General features: G+C 58.1%; 16 protein-coding genes. 7 read left to right on the top strand and 9 right to left on the bottom strand.

The features are described 5' to 3' along the window. Nucleotides 1-29 precede the first annotated feature (29 nt). Nucleotides 30-500 carry a Dps family protein gene (locus tag ACMXYI_RS13225; RefSeq protein WP_129437851.1) on the bottom strand — a complete coding sequence of 157 codons (471 nt, stop codon included), beginning with the start codon at nt 498-500 and terminating at the stop codon, nt 30-32. A gap of 308 nt (nt 501-808) precedes the next feature. Between ACMXYI_RS13225 and ACMXYI_RS13220 the strand changes: the two genes are divergently transcribed. Further along, a complete protein-coding gene (locus ACMXYI_RS13220) occupies nt 809-1,411 on the top strand; it encodes a cold-shock protein (protein ID WP_008147390.1) in 603 nt (200 codons plus the stop codon). 70 nt (nt 1,412-1,481) lie between these two features. Here ACMXYI_RS13220 and ACMXYI_RS13215 read toward each other — a convergent pair whose 3' ends face one another. Together ACMXYI_RS13215 and ACMXYI_RS13210 are read right to left on the bottom strand one after the other, a co-directional pair. Continuing rightward, the gene (locus tag ACMXYI_RS13215; protein ID WP_008147392.1) at nt 1,482-1,688 is read right to left on the bottom strand and encodes a SlyX family protein; all 207 of its coding nucleotides are present in this window, start codon (nt 1,686-1,688) and stop codon (nt 1,482-1,484) included. A 3-nt stretch (nt 1,689-1,691) separates the two neighbouring features. After that, nucleotides 1,692-2,117 (bottom strand): HIT domain-containing protein, encoded by a 426-nt coding sequence (locus ACMXYI_RS13210; RefSeq protein WP_150658534.1) that lies wholly within the window; start codon nt 2,115-2,117, stop codon nt 1,692-1,694. Between the two features lie 458 nt (nt 2,118-2,575). Between ACMXYI_RS13210 and ACMXYI_RS13205 the strand changes: the two genes are divergently transcribed. Further along, nucleotides 2,576-2,938, top strand: a complete 363-nt coding sequence (locus ACMXYI_RS13205; protein WP_415773548.1) for a hypothetical protein — start codon at nt 2,576-2,578, stop codon at nt 2,936-2,938. Nucleotides 2,939-3,032: 94 nt separating this feature from the next. Continuing rightward, entirely contained in the window at nt 3,033-4,379 is a 1,347-nt protein-coding gene (locus ACMXYI_RS13200; RefSeq protein ID WP_415773547.1) for an OprD family porin, read from the top strand. Nucleotides 4,380-4,456: 77 nt separating this feature from the next. Here ACMXYI_RS13200 and ACMXYI_RS13195 read toward each other — a convergent pair whose 3' ends face one another. Continuing rightward, on the bottom strand, nt 4,457-5,299 hold the full coding sequence (locus tag ACMXYI_RS13195; protein WP_415773546.1) for a mechanosensitive ion channel family protein: 843 nt from the start codon (nt 5,297-5,299) through the stop codon (nt 4,457-4,459). Between the two features lie 123 nt (nt 5,300-5,422). Then, the gene (locus ACMXYI_RS13190) at nt 5,423-5,908 is read right to left on the bottom strand and encodes a YajQ family cyclic di-GMP-binding protein (protein WP_007906601.1); all 486 of its coding nucleotides are present in this window, start codon (nt 5,906-5,908) and stop codon (nt 5,423-5,425) included. 141 nt (nt 5,909-6,049) lie between these two features. Here ACMXYI_RS13190 and ACMXYI_RS13185 point away from each other — a divergent pair, with 141 nt between their 5' ends. The 3 genes from ACMXYI_RS13185 to ACMXYI_RS13175 are packed head-to-tail and all read left to right on the top strand — an operon-like array spanning nt 6,050 to nt 9,633. After that, nucleotides 6,050-6,967: a putative 2-dehydropantoate 2-reductase gene (locus ACMXYI_RS13185; protein ID WP_415773545.1), complete on the top strand. Its 918-nt coding sequence runs from the start codon at nt 6,050-6,052 to the stop codon at nt 6,965-6,967. Nucleotides 6,968-7,012: 45 nt separating this feature from the next. Next, entirely contained in the window at nt 7,013-9,049 is a 2,037-nt protein-coding gene (locus tag ACMXYI_RS13180; protein ID WP_415773544.1) for a sensor histidine kinase, read from the top strand. Between the two features lie 2 nt (nt 9,050-9,051). Then, nucleotides 9,052-9,633, top strand: a complete 582-nt coding sequence (locus ACMXYI_RS13175) for a cob(I)yrinic acid a,c-diamide adenosyltransferase (protein WP_415773543.1) — start codon at nt 9,052-9,054, stop codon at nt 9,631-9,633. Between the two features lie 114 nt (nt 9,634-9,747). On the opposite strand, the gene ACMXYI_RS13170 is transcribed toward ACMXYI_RS13175, so the two are convergent. From ACMXYI_RS13170 to secA, 4 genes are all read right to left on the bottom strand, one after another. Continuing rightward, a complete protein-coding gene (locus ACMXYI_RS13170) occupies nt 9,748-10,692 on the bottom strand; it encodes a Nudix family hydrolase (protein WP_415773542.1) in 945 nt (314 codons plus the stop codon). Beyond that, a complete protein-coding gene (locus ACMXYI_RS13165; RefSeq protein WP_415773541.1) occupies nt 10,689-11,321 on the bottom strand; it encodes a glutathione S-transferase family protein in 633 nt (210 codons plus the stop codon). The genes ACMXYI_RS13170 and ACMXYI_RS13165 overlap by 4 nt, the downstream gene beginning before the upstream one ends. A 98-nt stretch (nt 11,322-11,419) precedes the next feature. Continuing rightward, nucleotides 11,420-12,637, bottom strand: coding sequence for a bifunctional glutamate N-acetyltransferase/amino-acid acetyltransferase ArgJ (gene argJ / locus ACMXYI_RS13160; protein ID WP_415773539.1), 1,218 nt, complete (start codon nt 12,635-12,637; stop codon nt 11,420-11,422). A gap of 122 nt (nt 12,638-12,759) precedes the next feature. Beyond that, complete coding sequence (gene secA, locus ACMXYI_RS13155) at nt 12,760-15,495, bottom strand: preprotein translocase subunit SecA (RefSeq protein ID WP_415773538.1); 2,736 nt, start codon at nt 15,493-15,495, stop codon at nt 12,760-12,762. A gap of 307 nt (nt 15,496-15,802) precedes the next feature. Here secA and ACMXYI_RS13150 point away from each other — a divergent pair, with 307 nt between their 5' ends. Further along, complete coding sequence (locus ACMXYI_RS13150; protein ID WP_008147416.1) at nt 15,803-16,258, top strand: DUF721 domain-containing protein; 456 nt, start codon at nt 15,803-15,805, stop codon at nt 16,256-16,258. Nucleotides 16,259-16,264 lie beyond the last annotated feature (6 nt).

The following is a 16,264-nucleotide window of genomic DNA, read 5'->3' as shown; positions in this document are numbered from 1 at the left end:
TCATGGGCGCCATCCGCGCACCGACATTGTTACTGGTCCAGCAGGGAGCGCAGCATCCACGCGGTTTTCTCGTGGACTTGCATACGCTGGGTCAAAAGGTCAGCCGTTGGCTCGTCACTGACCTTGTCGAGCAGTGGAAAGATCCCGCGTGCAGTACGCGTGACCGCCTCCTGGCCTTCGACAAGTTGCTTGATCATGTCTTCGGCACTGGGCACACCCACCTCCTCCTTAATGGAAGAAAGGCGCGCATAAATGGAATAGGCACCCGGGGCAGGAAATCCGAGAGCGCGAATTCGCTCGGCAATCGAATCGACGGCCAGGGCCAACTCGTTGTATTGCTCCTCGAACATCAAGTGCAGGGTCCGAAACATCGGACCGGTAACGTTCCAATGGAAGTTGTGGGTTTTCAAATAAAGTACATAAGTGTCCGACAGCAGACGCGAAAGTCCGTCGACGATGGACTTGCGATCCTCTTCACTGATACCGATATCGATTGCCATGCGTTTCCCCTAAAGGTGATGAAATTCATCCAGCAGGTGCAGGACCACTCTAGCAAGCCTTCCGGCACCCCGCAGCCCCGGATTCTCCGGCTACCTGCGACAAATCGACCCTCAGGGCACCGCTGGACTGCCTGATTTGAGTAGCTGCAGGCTTTGCTGTTAAATAGACAGTGTGTCGCTACCGCCTATTTTCCGGGGGCTGCGCATAGGCTGGTACCGGGTACGTGTCCAACGCCTCTTATTGTTCTGAAGCGAACCGTGCTCAATCAGCTCTTCCTTGTGATCCGTCTTAACGTGAGTTACTCAAAATGTTGAAAATTGTCCACCTGCTAATGGGCGCAGCAGCCTTGCTGTTGTCCTTCATCCCTAGCCTGCGATCCGAAGCCGTACCTTACCTGCAACAACCTGATGCGCTGTACCTGGCCTTTTTCGGCCTGCTCAACCTCACCCTCGCTCCTGTTATCCCTTACTGGAACAAAGGCCCGCGTCATCAACTGCAAAACCTGGTCAGCGCCCTGCTGGTTCTGACCGTCGTCCTGCAAACCCTGACGCTGATCGCGCCGATGCCCGTCATTGCCGGTCAACCTGCTGTTCTGTTCAGCCTGGTCGCTGCCCTGATTGCCGTTCTTCTGCACCTGGCCATCAGCTTCTACAAATCTTCACCGGCCGCCGCCTCGCCAAGCTATGACATGAGCAACCGCGATACCGGTACCGTAAAGTGGTTCAACACCTCTAAAGGCTTCGGCTTTATTTCCCGTGATTCCGGCGATGATATTTTCGTGCATTTCCGGGCCATTCGTGGCGAAGGTCATCGTGTTCTGGTCGAAGGCCAGCGCGTGGAGTTCTCCGTCATGAATCGTGACAAAGGCCTGCAAGCCGAAGATGTGATCGCCGCTCTGCCGCGTCGCTGATTCAAGGCTAAAAAAAACCGCGAACAGCCTGGCTGTTCGCGGTTTTTTGTTGCCCGTCTGTTGGTCACACTCAGTAATGCGGCGGTGGCGCTTCTTCTTCAAACGTCTCGAACTGACCGGCCATTTCCTCTTGCCGCTTGAGCAAGGCGGCCATTTGCAGTTGCAGGCGCTCAACCGCACGCTGCTGCGTCGCCAGCACATCACTCAATGCCTGGATGGTGTCATCCTGAAACGCCAGCTGGCTCTCCAGATCGGTAACGCGTGCTTCCAGGCTCATGATTCAACCCTCCAGAAACGTAAAATCATCGGTCAATACCAGGCGCAACCGCTCGCGAATCAACGCGATCTGCTCTGAGTTATAAGGCTTGGCTGGGTGTTTACCCCAGACCGGCGCTGGCCAGGCGGCGTCCTCACGCTTGCGCACAATCACATGCATGTGCAACTGACTGACGACGTTACCCAGGGCCGCGACATTCAACTTGTCCGCGTCGAACGAGTCCTTGAGCATTTCCGCCAGTGCGGTCGTTTCCTGCCACAGCTGCTGTTGATCTGCGACATCCAACTGAAATATCTCACTGATATCGTCGCGACGTGGCACCAGAATGAACCAGGGGTAGTTCGAATCATTGGACAGCAGCAACCGGCAGAGTGGGAAATCCCCGATCGGTAACGTGTCTTGTTGAAGCCGTGGATCTAAAGCGAACACTGCGCGCACTCCCGCCTGGTCATCAATTTCAGCTTAGCGTCCATCCCGAGAGACGGCGCACCAAGCGACAGGACGGCAGCATACCTGCGAACGCCGCAGGCTTCACGACGAACCATGGTCGAAGCCAACCCGAAAAACTACAAACGACCGGTCACGCGCCCCGACATGAGTCATTTTCGTTCAGGGCGCACCATTACAGAACCAGCAGCCACACAAAAAACGCCGAACTGACTGATAAACAACGACGCGTTCGAATTTGGCAAACGGCCGCACTGTATGAATTCAGTACAGCGATTAAAATTTTTTGCACCAAAACCGCACAGTGCGTCTACGCTGAGTCGGTCAGGCATCCCCCATTTACTCACCGATGGGGTGAACCGGTAACATTTTTCGTTGTCACGCAGTCGGCCACGAAGGTACAACACGATGCAAACCATGGCGTCAAGCCCGAACAAAACGTGCTTGAACCCCCCGGTTTTATGAGGTTTTTACAGCGACAGGCAGGCTTTCAGAAAAAAAACCAGCAGGATTCTGATTTGTGCACGCTTGTTGCATTCACACCCACATCGCCTCTAAAGCGTCCGCTGGAAGTGGAAGCTTTAAGGCAAATAAAAACAGTGGCAGGGTTGCCCGATGGAGATTCAAGCGTTTCACCAGGGACTCTTTTTACCGATGCTCAGGCCTTGGAAAACAACGCTAAAAGTTGTCAGTCCGCTTGCGTCGGGGCTGTAAATTTGCGACATCTACCAAGCCATTTGCGACAGGGTCGTAAAGAAGCTGAAAGGTTAGATGCGCAAGTATCGCCAACATGGTCGGCGTGATATAAGTTTGCGCCGACACAAAAAGAAAGAGCCGCCCAGATAATAAATCAGGTGGGACGGCAGTACTCTTCTAAAACCAAAGGAGCAAATCACGATGCGCGTGATGAAGTGGAGCATGATCGCACTGGCAGTTGCAGCAGCAGCCAGTACTCAAATGGCTACGGCCGCACCTTTTGTAAGTGACCAGGCTGAAGCCAAAGGTTTTGTTGAAGACGCCAAGTTCGACTTGCTGCTTCGCAACTACTATTTCAACCGTGACAAGAAAGACCGTTCAGTCGATGACAAAGACTGGACCCAGGGTTTCCATGGTGTATTCAGTTCCGGCTACACCCAAGGTCTTATCGGTGTAGGTGTTGACGCATTCGGCTACCTGGGTATCAAGCTGGACGCCCGCGACAAGTTTTCCGGCTCGGGCAACCTGTCAACCAACAGCGAAGGCGAAAACAGCGACAGCTTCGGCAAAGCCGGTGGAGCCATCAAAGCTCGCTTCTCCAAGACTGAACTGAAGTTCGGCCAGATGCAGCCAAGCACCTCCCCAGTGTTCGCTGTCGGCGGTTCCCGTCTGTTGCCTCAAACCGCTACCGGTTTCCAACTGCAGAGCAGCGAAATCAACAACCTGGACCTGGAAGCCGGTCACTTCTACTCGGCCTCCAGCCAGGATGAGATGAACAGCGACGGCGAGCTGCATTCCCAGTACTCCAGCACCTCCGACAACCCTGTAACCGGCAAGACCATGGACTATGCCGGCGGCAAGTACGGCATTACCGACGAGCTGAGCGTTTCGCTCTACGGTTCCAAGTTCAAAGACATCTGGAACCAGTACTACGCCAACGTGAACTACACCATCCCAATGGGTAGCGATCAGTCGGTTAACCTGGACGGTAACATCTACCGCACCACCGACACTGGCGATGCCAAAGCGGGCGACATCAGCAACACCACGTACTCGCTGGCAGCCGCTTACTCGTTCTTGAAGGCTCATACCGTAACTCTCGGCTTCCAGAAAGTTAACGGCGACACCCCGTTCGACTACGTCGGTGTGGGTGACAACAACCGTGGTGGCGACTCGATCTTCCTCGCCAACTCCATCCAGTACTCTGACTTCAACGGTCCAAACGAAAAGTCTGCACAAGTTCGTTATGACCTGAAAATGGCTGAGTACGGCGTACCGGGCCTGAGCTTCATGACCCGTTACGTTAAAGGTTGGGATATCGACGGCACCAAAATGGACGCCGACAGCCCATACAACTCGTACGGCTACGGTGCAGATGGTAAGCACCACGAAACCAACGTTGAAGCCAAGTACGTAGTTCAAACCGGTCCAGCGAAGGACCTGTCCTTCCGCATGCGTCAGGCATGGCACCGCGCCAATACCGACCAGGCTGAAGGCGATATCAACGAGTTCCGTCTGATCGTTGACTACCCGCTGTCGATCTTGTAATCGCATTCAGTTAGTTTGCGGTAACAAACAAAAAGGCCCATCTTCGGATGGGCCTTTTTTTGTTGCCTGTTTGTTACTTACTGCACCGCAGATTCCTGAACCACTCGAATCACCCGCTGTGGAAACGGGATATCGATACCGGCCGTTTTGAGCCGGTCACGGGATTGCTCGTTGAACATGAACAACACATCCCAGTAATCAGCCGTCTTCACCCACACTCGCAGGGAAACAGTAATCGAACTGTCGCCCAGGGTAGAAATCACTGCCTGAGGTGCCGGATCAGCCAAAACACGCTCATCGTTGGCCAGGTCCAGCAAAACATGACGGGCCTTCTGCAGGTCCGCTTCGTAATCAACGCCCACATCAAACACAACTTTGCGCGTCGGTTGACGATTAGTGTTGGTGATGATGCCGTTCGACAGGTTGCCGTTAGGCACGATGATGGTTTTGTTATCGCCGGTACGCAGTACGGTGTGGAAGATCTGGATGCTGTCGACAGTGCCGGCAACACCTTGGGCTTCGATCCAGTCACCAATGCGGAACGGGCGGAACAACAGAATCAGCACACCACCGGCGAAGTTCGCCAGGCTGCCCTGCAAGGCCAGACCGATGGCCAGACCTGCCGCACCAATGGCCGCGACGAACGAAGTGGTTTCCACCCCGATCATCGATGCCACGCTGACGATCAGCAGAACCTTGAGAATGATGTTTGCCAGGCTGCTGATGAAGCCTTGCAGCGCGAGGTCGGCGTTACGCAGCGCCAACAGGCCGCCGAGCTTTTGCGTCACCTTGTTGATCAGCCACCAGCCGATGGCCAGGGTGATCACCGCCAGCAGCACGCGGCTGCCGTATTCCATGATCATCGGAATCCAGGCTTGAGACGCCTTGACCAGGTTGTCCACTTCAGTATTCAAATCCATCTACATTCTCCTGATTTCCGGCCATCTGGCACGCGAAAATGAGCGGCAGAAAAAGACCCGCCGGAATAAACACAATCCCTGTGGGAGCGAGCTTGCTCGCTCCCACAGGTCCCGCCTGAAAGGTCAGTCGCGGAAGTTGTTGAACTGCAGCGGCATATCGAACGTCTTGGCGCGCAGGGCCGCGATGGCTTCCTGCAAATCGTCACGCTTCTTACCGGTAATGCGCACTTGCTCGCCTTGAATGGCAGCCTGAACCTTGAGCTTGGCATCTTTGACATGAGCGACGATTTTCTTCGCCAGCTCTTTGTCGATGCCTTCCTTGAGGACCGCTTCCTGCTTCATCAGTTTGCCCGACGCATAGGCATCCTTGACTTCAAGGCACTGCACGTCGATTTTGCGCTTGACCAGGGCCAGCTTGAGGATCTCAATCATCGCTTCGAGCTGGAAATCGGCTTCAGCTGTCAGGTTGACGGTCAGGTCCTTTTCCTTGAACTCGAAGGTGCCTTTGCCTTTCAGGTCATAACGACGATCGAGTTCCTTGACGGCGTTTTCGACCGCGTTGGTGACTTCGTGTTTGTCCAGTTCGGATACCACGTCGAACGACGGCATGTAATCTCTCCAATAAAAGGGCATGCTCGATCACGATGGAGCACGCCTGGCTTGCGGTTAAAATCCGCGCTGATTATAACGGGTCTTTCCCATCATTCACTGCGAGCCTCCCATGCGCGCGATAAACAGAGCAAAAAGCTGATGTCCACCACCTGGCATGTTCTGGGCGCCGGCAGCCTTGGCACCTTATGGGCCACTCGACTGGCGCGGGCCGGCGTGCCGGTCAAGCTGATCGTGCGGGACACTGCACGCTTGCAGGCGTATGAGGCGGCGGGTGGGTTGACGCTGGTCGAACACGGTAAAGCGCAGTGCTATCCGGTGCCCGCCGAGACACCCGACAACAATGAACCGATCAACCGTCTGCTGGTGGCCTGCAAAGCCTACGATGCCGAGAAAGCCGTGGCCCAACTGGCGCCGCGCCTGGCCCCCGACGCCGAGCTGATCCTGTTGCAGAACGGTCTTGGCAGCCAGGACGCCGTCGCCACGCAGGTGCCGCAGGCTCGCTGCATTTGTGCGTCGAGCACCGAAGGCGCCTTTCGCGATGGCGACTGGCGCGTGGTATTCGCCGGCCACGGTTACACCTGGCTGGGGGATACCGGGCATCCCGTGGCGCCGATCTGGCTGGATGACGTGAGCGCCGCCGGTATTCCCCACGAGTGGAGCACCGACATTCTGACCCGGCTGTGGCGAAAACTGGCGCTCAACTGTGCGATCAATCCGCTGACCGTGCTGCACGATTGCCGTAATGGCGGTTTACAGGAACACCACTGCGAAGTCGCCACCCTTTGCGGCGAATTGACCGAGTTGCTTGAGCGGTGCGGTCAACCGGCAGCGGCCGAGGACCTACAACAGGAAGTCGAGCGGGTGATTCACGCGACCGCTGCCAACTACTCTTCGATGTACCAGGACGTCGCGAACCAGCGACGGACCGAGATCAGCTATCTATTGGGTCATGCCTGCAAAGTCGCCGCGAGGCATCAACTCAACCTGCCGCACCTCAATCAACTTGAGCAAAGGTTGATTACCCATCTGCACAGCCTTGGATTGCCCAGCGACTGAGCAGCGGCTACGCTGGCCACTTGTTCCTTTTCAGCGATGAACCTGATGCCATTGCGCCAGCGCCTTGAAAACCTCCCGGTCGGCCAGAAATTGCTGGCCGCCCTGCTGGTGCTGTTGACCACCGTCCTGCTGGTCGCCAACCTGACCTTTATCAGCGCCGCGTACTACATCTCCCAGGAAAGCATGGCACCTCAGGCCTTGCAGACCATCGGCCGCCTGGTGTCCAACCCCAGCCTGGTGTCCGAAGCCTTGCAGTCACCGCAAAGCGCCGAACGCCTGCTCAATGAACTCAACAGCTATTCTCCGCTGCGCGCGGCGGCTCTTTATGACGGCAAGGGCGAGCGTCTGGCGCAGTTGCAGCATGGCGAAAATCTGAGCCTGCCAACGCGTTATCGACACATTGAATCCTGGCAAGCCACCGAGTTTCGCAGCAATCAAATCATCACCCTGCCCCGCCCAGGCACCGCGCCCGGTCACCTGTTACTGGTCGCCAGCAGCGAACTGCCGATGGCGTTCTACACCGGGACCCTGACCGCCAGCCTCGGGATTCTGATCTTCAGTGTGCTGTTGTGGCTGGTGATCGCCCGGCAGATCAAACGCCTGATCACCCGGCCAATTCATCAGCTGGAAGAGTTGTCCCGACAAGTGACCCGGGAAGAGAACTACGCCCTGCGCGCCTCCCGAGGCAACCATGACGAAATCGGCAGCCTCGCCGAGGCGTTCAACACCATGCTCTCGCGGATCGAAGCCCGGGAGCAGCAACTCAAGCGGGCCCGGGACGATTCCCAGGCTGCGTATGACCAGGCTCAGGGTCTGGCCGAAGAGACCCGCCATACCAATCGCAAACTGGAACTCGAAGTCCAGGTGCGCAGCAAGATCGAGAAGAAGCTCACCGGTTTCCAGAACTACCTCAACAGCATCATCGATTCCATGCCCTCGGCGCTGATCGCCCTTGATGAACAGCTCTACGTGACGCAGTGGAATCAGGAGGCCAGCGCCCTCTCCGGCACGCGCCTCGACGAAGCCTTGAACCAGCCGATCTTCCTTGCCTTCGAACCGCTCAAGCCGTTTCTGCCGCAACTCAAGCAAACCGTCGAGCAGCACACAGTGGCCAAGATTGAACGAGTGACGTGGCTCAAGGACGAAGAACCCAAGCACTACGCGCTGACGTTCTACCCGCTGATGGGCGGCGCCGGGCGTGGTGTGGTGATCCGGATCGACGACATCACTCAGCGCCTGTCGCTGGAAGAAATGATGGTGCAGTCGGAAAAAATGCTCTCGGTCGGTGGCCTCGCCGCGGGCATGGCCCACGAGATCAACAACCCGTTAGGCGCGATCCTGCACAACGTGCAGAACATTCGCCGACGCCTTTCGCCTGATCTGCCGAAGAACCTCGAACAAGCCGAGCAAATCGGGATCGCGCTGGAAACGGTCAACAAATACCTGCAAGCGCGCGAAGTGCCACAGTTGCTCGACGGCATTCAACAGGCTGGCGCCCGCGCGGCAAAGATTGTCACGCACATGCTCAGTTTCAGTCGCCGCAGTACCCGGCAAATGGCCCCCTGCGACCTGCCGGCGCTGATCGATCAGGCGGTGGAAATCGCCGGCAACGACTTCGACCTGGCGATTGGTTTCGACTTCAAGGGCCAGGCAATCATTCGCCAGTTCGATCCAGCGTTGGGCCCCGTGCCCGGCACTGCGAACGAACTGGAGCAAGTGCTGCTCAATCTGTTGAAAAACGCCGCTCAGGCGATTCACCAACGTGAAGACGACCGCGAGCCGGGACGGATCATTCTGCGCACCAAGCTGAATCCGCCGTGGGCGGAAATCCAGGTTGAAGACAACGGCATCGGCATGAGCGAGAGCGTACGCAAACGCACCTTCGAGCCGTTCTTCACCACCAAGGAAATCGGTCAGGGCACCGGCCTTGGCCTGTCGGTCTCGTATTTCATCATTACCAACAACCACAAGGGTCAGATGGAAGTGCAATCGACCCTGGGCCAAGGCACCTGTTTCACCTTGCGCCTGCCCTTGGCGGGCACCCCGCTCGTCTCTCAAGAATTCAATCAGCTATCGAGGTAACCATGGGCTTTCGCTTGTCGAAGATTTACACCCGCACCGGCGACAAAGGCGAAACCGGGCTGGGCGACGGCCGCCGCGTGCCCAAGGATCATCCGCGGATCGAAGCCATTGGCGAGGTCGATACGCTGAACAGTCAGGTGGGTGTGCTGCTGGCCGGGTTGGCGGCGGAAAGTGGCACCTACCCAGGATTGAACGAGGTGATCGAGGTTTTGGCGCCTTGCCAGCATCGGTTGTTCGACTTGGGTGGTGAACTGGCGATGCCGGTTTATCAGGCGCTGAACTCGGCAGAAGTCGAACGTCTGGAAGCCGCGATTGATATGTGGAATGAAGAACTGGGGCCGCTGGAGAATTTCATTCTGCCGGGTGGCTCGGCGTTGATTGCCCAGGCCCATGTGTGCAGAAGCCTGGCACGCAGTGCCGAGCGTCGGTGTCAGCATTTGAACGCCGTCGAACCGTTGGCCGGGGTTGGGTTGGCGTATATCAATCGGTTGTCGGACTTGTTGTTTGTGGTGGCGCGGTTGATTGCCAAGCGGCAAGGGATTACCGAAATACTTTGGCAGCCGGCTGCCAAACCCTTTAACTGATCGTTCCCACGCTCTGCGTGGGAATGCAGCCCGGGACGCTCTGCGTCCCATCAAGAGCCGAACGCGGAGCGTCCGTTGAGGCATTCCCACGCGGAGCGTGGGAATGATCGGGTGCTACGCCTCAGGCCAGAACGCTCGAATCCCCGCCACACCTTGAGCCCCTGCCTCCCAGGCTTTCTGAAGATCCGCCGGGCCAACACCACCGAGCAAGAACACCGGCTTGCTGAAACCTTCGATCAACGCGCAAGCCTGTTCCCAACCCAGCGGCTGAGCCCCCGGATGAGTCAGGGTCGGTTGCACCGGTGACAGGGTCACAAAATCCACCCCCATCTGCTCGGCCAACGCCAGCTCTTCAGCGTTATGGCAGGACGCCGCCAGCCAGCGCGACGCCGGTAACGGGCGGCCAGCCGCTGCGTATTTGCGCAGTTGCGCGGAGGTGATGTGCCAACCGGCGGACGGGAAATCTCCCAGCCACTCGAACGGCCCCTTGATCATCAACTGCGCCTTGCCGGCACACAGCCCCGCCGCGTCCACCGCCAGATCACGGTACTTCGGATCGTAGCCATTGGGCGCCCGCAACTGGATCAGCTTGATGCCGCCCGCAATGGCTTTTTGAATACCTCGCAGCAAGACCGGGGTTTCCAGGTCTTCCGGGGTAATCAAATACTGCGCGGGTAACCGCGCAGCCGCGACAATCGGCTGGTTGGCCGCCGGGAACTCGTAGTTCACCAGATCGCGAGGCGCGACCCATTCCAGCGGCTGGCCTTCGGCGCCGTGCGGTTCGCCGGTAAAGGCCGACACTTCCCAAACGTCCAGCAACACTTGCTTGTCCGGATAATCGTGCCGGACCTTGATCAGCGGGCGAGCGACATCGACGACAATGCCTAACTCTTCATGAAGCTCGCGGCCAAGAGCGGTTGTGACGGACTCGTCTGCCTCGACCTTGCCACCGGGAAATTCCCACAGGCCACCCTGATGCTGGGTGTCGGCACGGCGGGCAATGAGGATCTTGCCACTGCCATCGCGGATGACAGCGGCAGCTACGTGTACTCGCTTCACTGCCCGACCTCCTCCAGACCCGCCTTCTGCCAAGCCTTGAAGGCCGGCCATTGGTAGATGGTTTCAACATAGGCCGCGTCCGCTGCGGGCAGCCTCACCTGATAGGTGCGCAGGCGCACGGCGATCGGTGCGAAGAAGGCATCGGCCAGGGTCGCACCGCCGAACAGGAACGGACCGGTTTCGGTGGCGGCGGCGCGGCACTCTGCCCACAACGCCAACATACGCTCAATGTCGGCCTGGACGTCTGCCGGTGTTTGCGATAGCGCAGCGTCGTGACTCAAGTCGAATGGCATGTTGCCGCGCATGGCGAAGAAACCACTGTGCATCTGCGCGCAGGCCGAACGGGCCTGGGCGCGGGCGGCGGTGTCTTTGGGCCAGAGGCCGGCGTCGGGGAACTGCTCTGCCAGATACTCGGCAATCGCCAGGGAGTCGGCGATGGTGCCGTGTTCGGTTTTCAGCAACGGGACTTTTGCAGTCGGCGAGTGCTTGAGCAGACGCTCACGCGTATCCGGCTGGTTCAACTTGATCAGTTCTTCGGTGTAAGGAACGCCGGCCAGGTCGAGGGCCAACGCGCCGCGCAGGGACCAGGAGGAAATCAGTTTGTCGCCGATGATCAGGTGAAGGCTCATGTTCGGGACCTTTTGATGAGGGGTACAGGCCAGAATCTCTAGCGTCTGGCTGTCCGTCATCGCGGGCAAGGCTTGCCCGCGATGGGAGCGACTCGGTCTTACGTGCGGTATTCGGCGTTGATTTTCACGTATTCGTGGGACAGGTCAGTGGTCCAGATGGTTTCGCTGCAATCACCGCGACCCAGTTCGATACGGATCGTGATTTCTTCCTGCTGCATCACGGCCGCGCCCTGGGTTTCGGTGTAGGTCGATGCGCGAGCGCCACGGCTGGCGATACACACCTCTCCGAGGAACACGTCGATCTTGCTCACGTCCAGGTTCGGTACGCCGGCACGGCCGACGGCGGCCAGAATGCGGCCCCAGTTCGGGTCGGAGGCGAACAGTGCGGTCTTGATCAGCGGCGAGTGAGCCACGGTGTAACCGACGTCCAGGCATTCCTGATGATTGCCGCCGCCGTTGACTTCAACGGTCACGAACTTGGTCGCGCCTTCGCCGTCACGAACGATGGCCTGGGCCACGTCCATGCACACTTCGAACACGGCCTGTTTCAGCTTGGCGAACAAATCACCGCTGGCTTCAGTGATTTCCGGCAGCGCTGCCTGACCGGTGGCGATCAGCATGCAGCAGTCGTTGGTCGAAGTGTCGCCGTCGATGGTGATGCGGTTGAACGACTTGTTGGCACCGTCCAGCAGCAGGTTTTGCAGCACGTCGCGGGAGACTTTGGCGTCGGTGGCGATGTAGCCGAGCATGGTCGCCATGTTCGGGCGGATCATGCCCGCGCCTTTGCTGATACCGGTGACGGTGATGGTCACGCCGTCATGCTGGAACTGGCGGCAGGCACCTTTGGGCAGGGTGTCGGTGGTCATGATGCCGGTGGCGGCAGCTTCCCAGTTGTTGACCGACAGGTCGTCGAGGGCGGCTTGCAGAGCCCCTTCGATTTTCTCGACCGGCAGCGGCTCGCCGATCACACCGGTGGAGTACGGCAGCACCAGGCTGGCGTCGACGCCAGTCAGCTCAGCCAGTTTGGCGCACGTGCGCTCGGCGGCAGCAAGGCCTGGTTCGCCAGTGCCGGCGTTGGCATTGCCGGTATTGGTCAACAGGTAACGCACCGGACCTTGCACACGCTGCTTGGCCAGGATCACGGGAGCCGCGCAAAAGGCGTTCAGGGTGAACACGCCTGCGACCGTGGAACCTTCGGCACAGCGCATGACCACAACATCCTTGCGCCCCGGGCGCTTGATGCCAGCCGAGGCGATACCGAGTTCAAAACCGGCAACCGGGTGCAACGTTGGCAAAGGACCAAGACCAACAGCCATGAATGCGCTCCTTAATAAATGATGTCAGCACCGCTTTCAGGAAGAACGGTGGTTTAAATGGCAAAACGCCGCGACGGCATAAGCCGGTCGCGGCGCGGGTATTTCAGCGTATGAAACGGGTTTTACTGGATCTGCCCGTGGCAATGCTTGAACTTCTTGCCCGAACCGCAGTAGCAAAGTTCGTTACGGCCCAGCTTCTGTTCATTGCGTACCGGCGCAGTGGCAAGGGCAACATCGACCTCTTCACCCAGCAGTTCCGGTTGCTCAAGACCCGGTGCTTCGTCGTGCTGGAACTGCATGCGTGCAGCCAGTGCTTCGGCTTCCTGACGCAGGCGTTGTTCTTCTTCGATCGGATCTTCGCGGCGAACCTGAACGTGGGACAGCACACGGATCGAGTCGCGCTTGATCGAATCCAGCAGCTCGGAGAACAGCGTGTAGGACTCGCGCTTGTACTCTTGCTTCGGGTTCTTCTGTGCATAACCACGCAAGTGGATGCCGTGACGCAGGTGATCCATGGTCGACAGGTGGTCTTTCCACAGGTCGTCGAGCACACGCAGAACGATTTGCTTCTCGAAGGTGCGCAGCGCTTCGGCGCTCGCCTGCTCTTCTTTCTCGTTGTACGCGGCCAGCAGCTCGGCCATGAGCTTCTCGCGCAGGGTTTCTTCGTACAGGTGATCGTCTTCGTCGAGCCATTTCTGGATCGGCAGCGCCACACCGAAGTCGCTCTGCAACGCCGCTTCCAGACCGGCCACGTCCCACTGCTCAGGCAACGATTGCGGTGGAATGTGCGCGCTGACGGTTGCGTTGAGCACGTCCTGACGGAAGTCGGCGATGGTTTCACCGATGTTGTCGGCGGCCAACAAACTGTTACGCATGTGATAGATCACTTTACGTTGTTCGTTGTTGACGTCGTCGAACTCGAGCAGTTGCTTACGAATGTCGAAGTTGCGGCCTTCAACCTTGCGCTGAGCCTTCTCGATGGCGTTGGTCACCATGCGGTGCTCGATCGCCTCGCCAGGCTGCATGCCCAGGGCCTTCATGAAGTTCTTCACCCGATCAGAGGCGAAGATGCGCATCAGGCTGTCTTCCAGCGACAGGTAGAAACGGCTGGAACCAGCGTCACCCTGACGACCGGCACGACCACGCAGCTGGTTGTCGATACGGCGCGATTCGTGACGCTCGGAAGCAATCACCTGCAAACCGCCCGACTCGAGCACTTGCTGGTGACGTTTCTGCCAGTCGGCCTTGATCTGGGCAATCTGCTCAGGGGTCGGGTCTTCCAGGGTGGCCACTTCCACTTCCCAGTTACCGCCCAACAGGATGTCGGTACCACGACCGGCCATGTTGGTGGCGATGGTCAGTGCGCCTGGGCGACCGGCCTGGGCAATGATCTCGGCTTCTTTTTCGTGGAACTTGGCGTTCAGAACCTTGTGTTCGATGCCTTCCTTCTGCAGCAGCGCAGACATGTGCTCGGAAGTTTCGATGGTTGCAGTACCCACCAGTACCGGACGGCCCTGGGTCATGCATTCCTTGATGTCATTGATGATCGCCGCGTATTTCTCTTCGGCGGTCAGGAACACCAGGTCGTTGTAGTCTTTACGCGCCAGCGGTTTGTTCGGCGGGATAACCATCACCGACAGACCGTAGATCTGGTGGAATTCGAACGCTTCGGTGTCGGCGGTACCGGTCATGCCGGACAGCTTGTTGTACAGACGGAAGTAGTTCTGGAACGTGGTCGAGGCCAGGGTCTGGCTTTCGGCCTGGATGTTCAGGTTTTCCTTGGCTTCGATGGCCTGGTGCAGACCTTCGGACAGACGGCGACCCGGCATGGTACGACCGGTGTGTTCGTCGACCAGTACGACCTGGCCATCCTGCACGATGTATTCGATGTTGCGATTGAACAGTTTATGAGCGCGCAGACCGGCATAAACGTGAGTCAGCAGACCGAGGTTGTGCGCCGAGTACAGGCTCTCGCCTTCAGCCAGCAGGCCAACGCGGGTCAGCATGTCTTCGATGAACTGGTGACCGGCTTCGTTGAGCTCGACCTGACGGGTCTTCTCGTCGACGGTGTAGTGGCCGGCCTTGGTGACTTCGCCTTCCACTTCTTCGATGTGCAGCTCAAGCTGCGGGATCAGTTTGTTGATCTCGATGTACAGCTTGGAACTGTCCTCGGCCTGACCGGAAATGATCAGCGGGGTACGGGCTTCGTCGATGAGGATGGAGTCGACTTCGTCGATCACGGCAAAATTGAGTTCGCGCTGGAATTTTTCTTCCATGCTGAACGCCATGTTGTCGCGCAGGTAGTCGAAACCGAATTCGTTGTTGGTGCCGTAGGTAATGTCGGCAGCGTAAGCCAGACGTTTCTCTTCCGGCGGCTGGAACGGCGTGACAACACCGACCGACATTCCGAGGAATTCGTAGAGCGGACGCATCCAGTTGGCGTCACGACGGGCCAGATAGTCGTTCACCGTCACAACGTGCACGCCTTTGCCGGACAGCGCGTTGAGGTAAACGCCCAGTGTTGCCACCAGGGTCTTGCCTTCACCGGTACGCATTTCCGCGATCTGGCCTTCATGCAAGGTCATGCCGCCAATCAGCTGGACGTCGAAGTGGCGCATACCCATGACGCGCTTACCGGCTTCGCGGGCGACCGCAAAGGCTTCTGGCAGCAGCTTGTCGAGGGTTTCCCCTTTGGCGATGCGGGCCTTGAACTCATCTGTCTTGGCACGCAATTGATCGTCCGAAAGGGCCACCATTTGCTCTTCGAAGGCATTGACGAGTTGCACCGTCTTGAGCATGCGTTTGACTTCACGCTCGTTCTTGCTTCCAAAAAGTTTCTTTAACAAAGGCGCAAACATATCGGCAGGATCTTCCACACTAAAGGGATGGAGGGCGGCCCCGTGAGTCGCCCGAGCAGCCCTCATGGCCGCATGCGAACGAGCATTCTACCCGGAAACGATGGTGAGGAAAGTGGCGTTATTCCACGATGCTGGCACAGCGCTGTGACGGGGCTCACTTAAAATAAGGGCTTTTTGCTCAACTTCAAGCCATTCACGACAGAAGTTACTTGTTGATTTAATGGGTAAAGCGCTCGCAAAGCAATGGCTCGGGTGCATCCGGTGCTTTCTGCTACCATGGCAGCTCTGTTACTTCAGGTGTCTGATCATGGCATTTCGCCCTCTTACGGCCAGAGCACCCGCCGTCCTGCTTCGCGAAGCCAAACCGCTGAAAGCCATCTTCGGCCACGCTCAACGCCTGGGGCATTTACAACGTCTGCTGGAAAGCCAATTGCAGCCCGCCGCCCGCGAACATTGCCATGTGGCGTCGTGGCGCGAAGGCAGTTTGTTGCTGATAGTGACCGACGGTCATTGGGCAACCCGCCTGCGTTATCAGCAAAAGCGTCTGCAACGGCAATTACAGATGTTCGACGAATTCGCCAGCCTGACGCGGATTCTGTTCAAGGTTCAGCCGCCCACGGTTCAGCAAGGGGCGGCCGGCCATACCATCAGCTTGTCGACTGATGCAGGCGCGACCATTCAGGCCACAGCCGACGGGATCAGCGATCCGAATCTGCGGGCGGCGCTGGAACGGCTGGCGGCTCACGCCAAACCCAAAACCTGAGCTCAC

Origin of the sequence: Pseudomonas lyxosi (assembly GCF_047758685.1) — a bacterium.
In the GTDB taxonomy this organism is placed as follows: domain Bacteria; phylum Pseudomonadota; class Gammaproteobacteria; order Pseudomonadales; family Pseudomonadaceae; genus Aquipseudomonas; species Aquipseudomonas lyxosi.
This window is presented reverse-complemented; position numbering and strand designations above follow the sequence as displayed.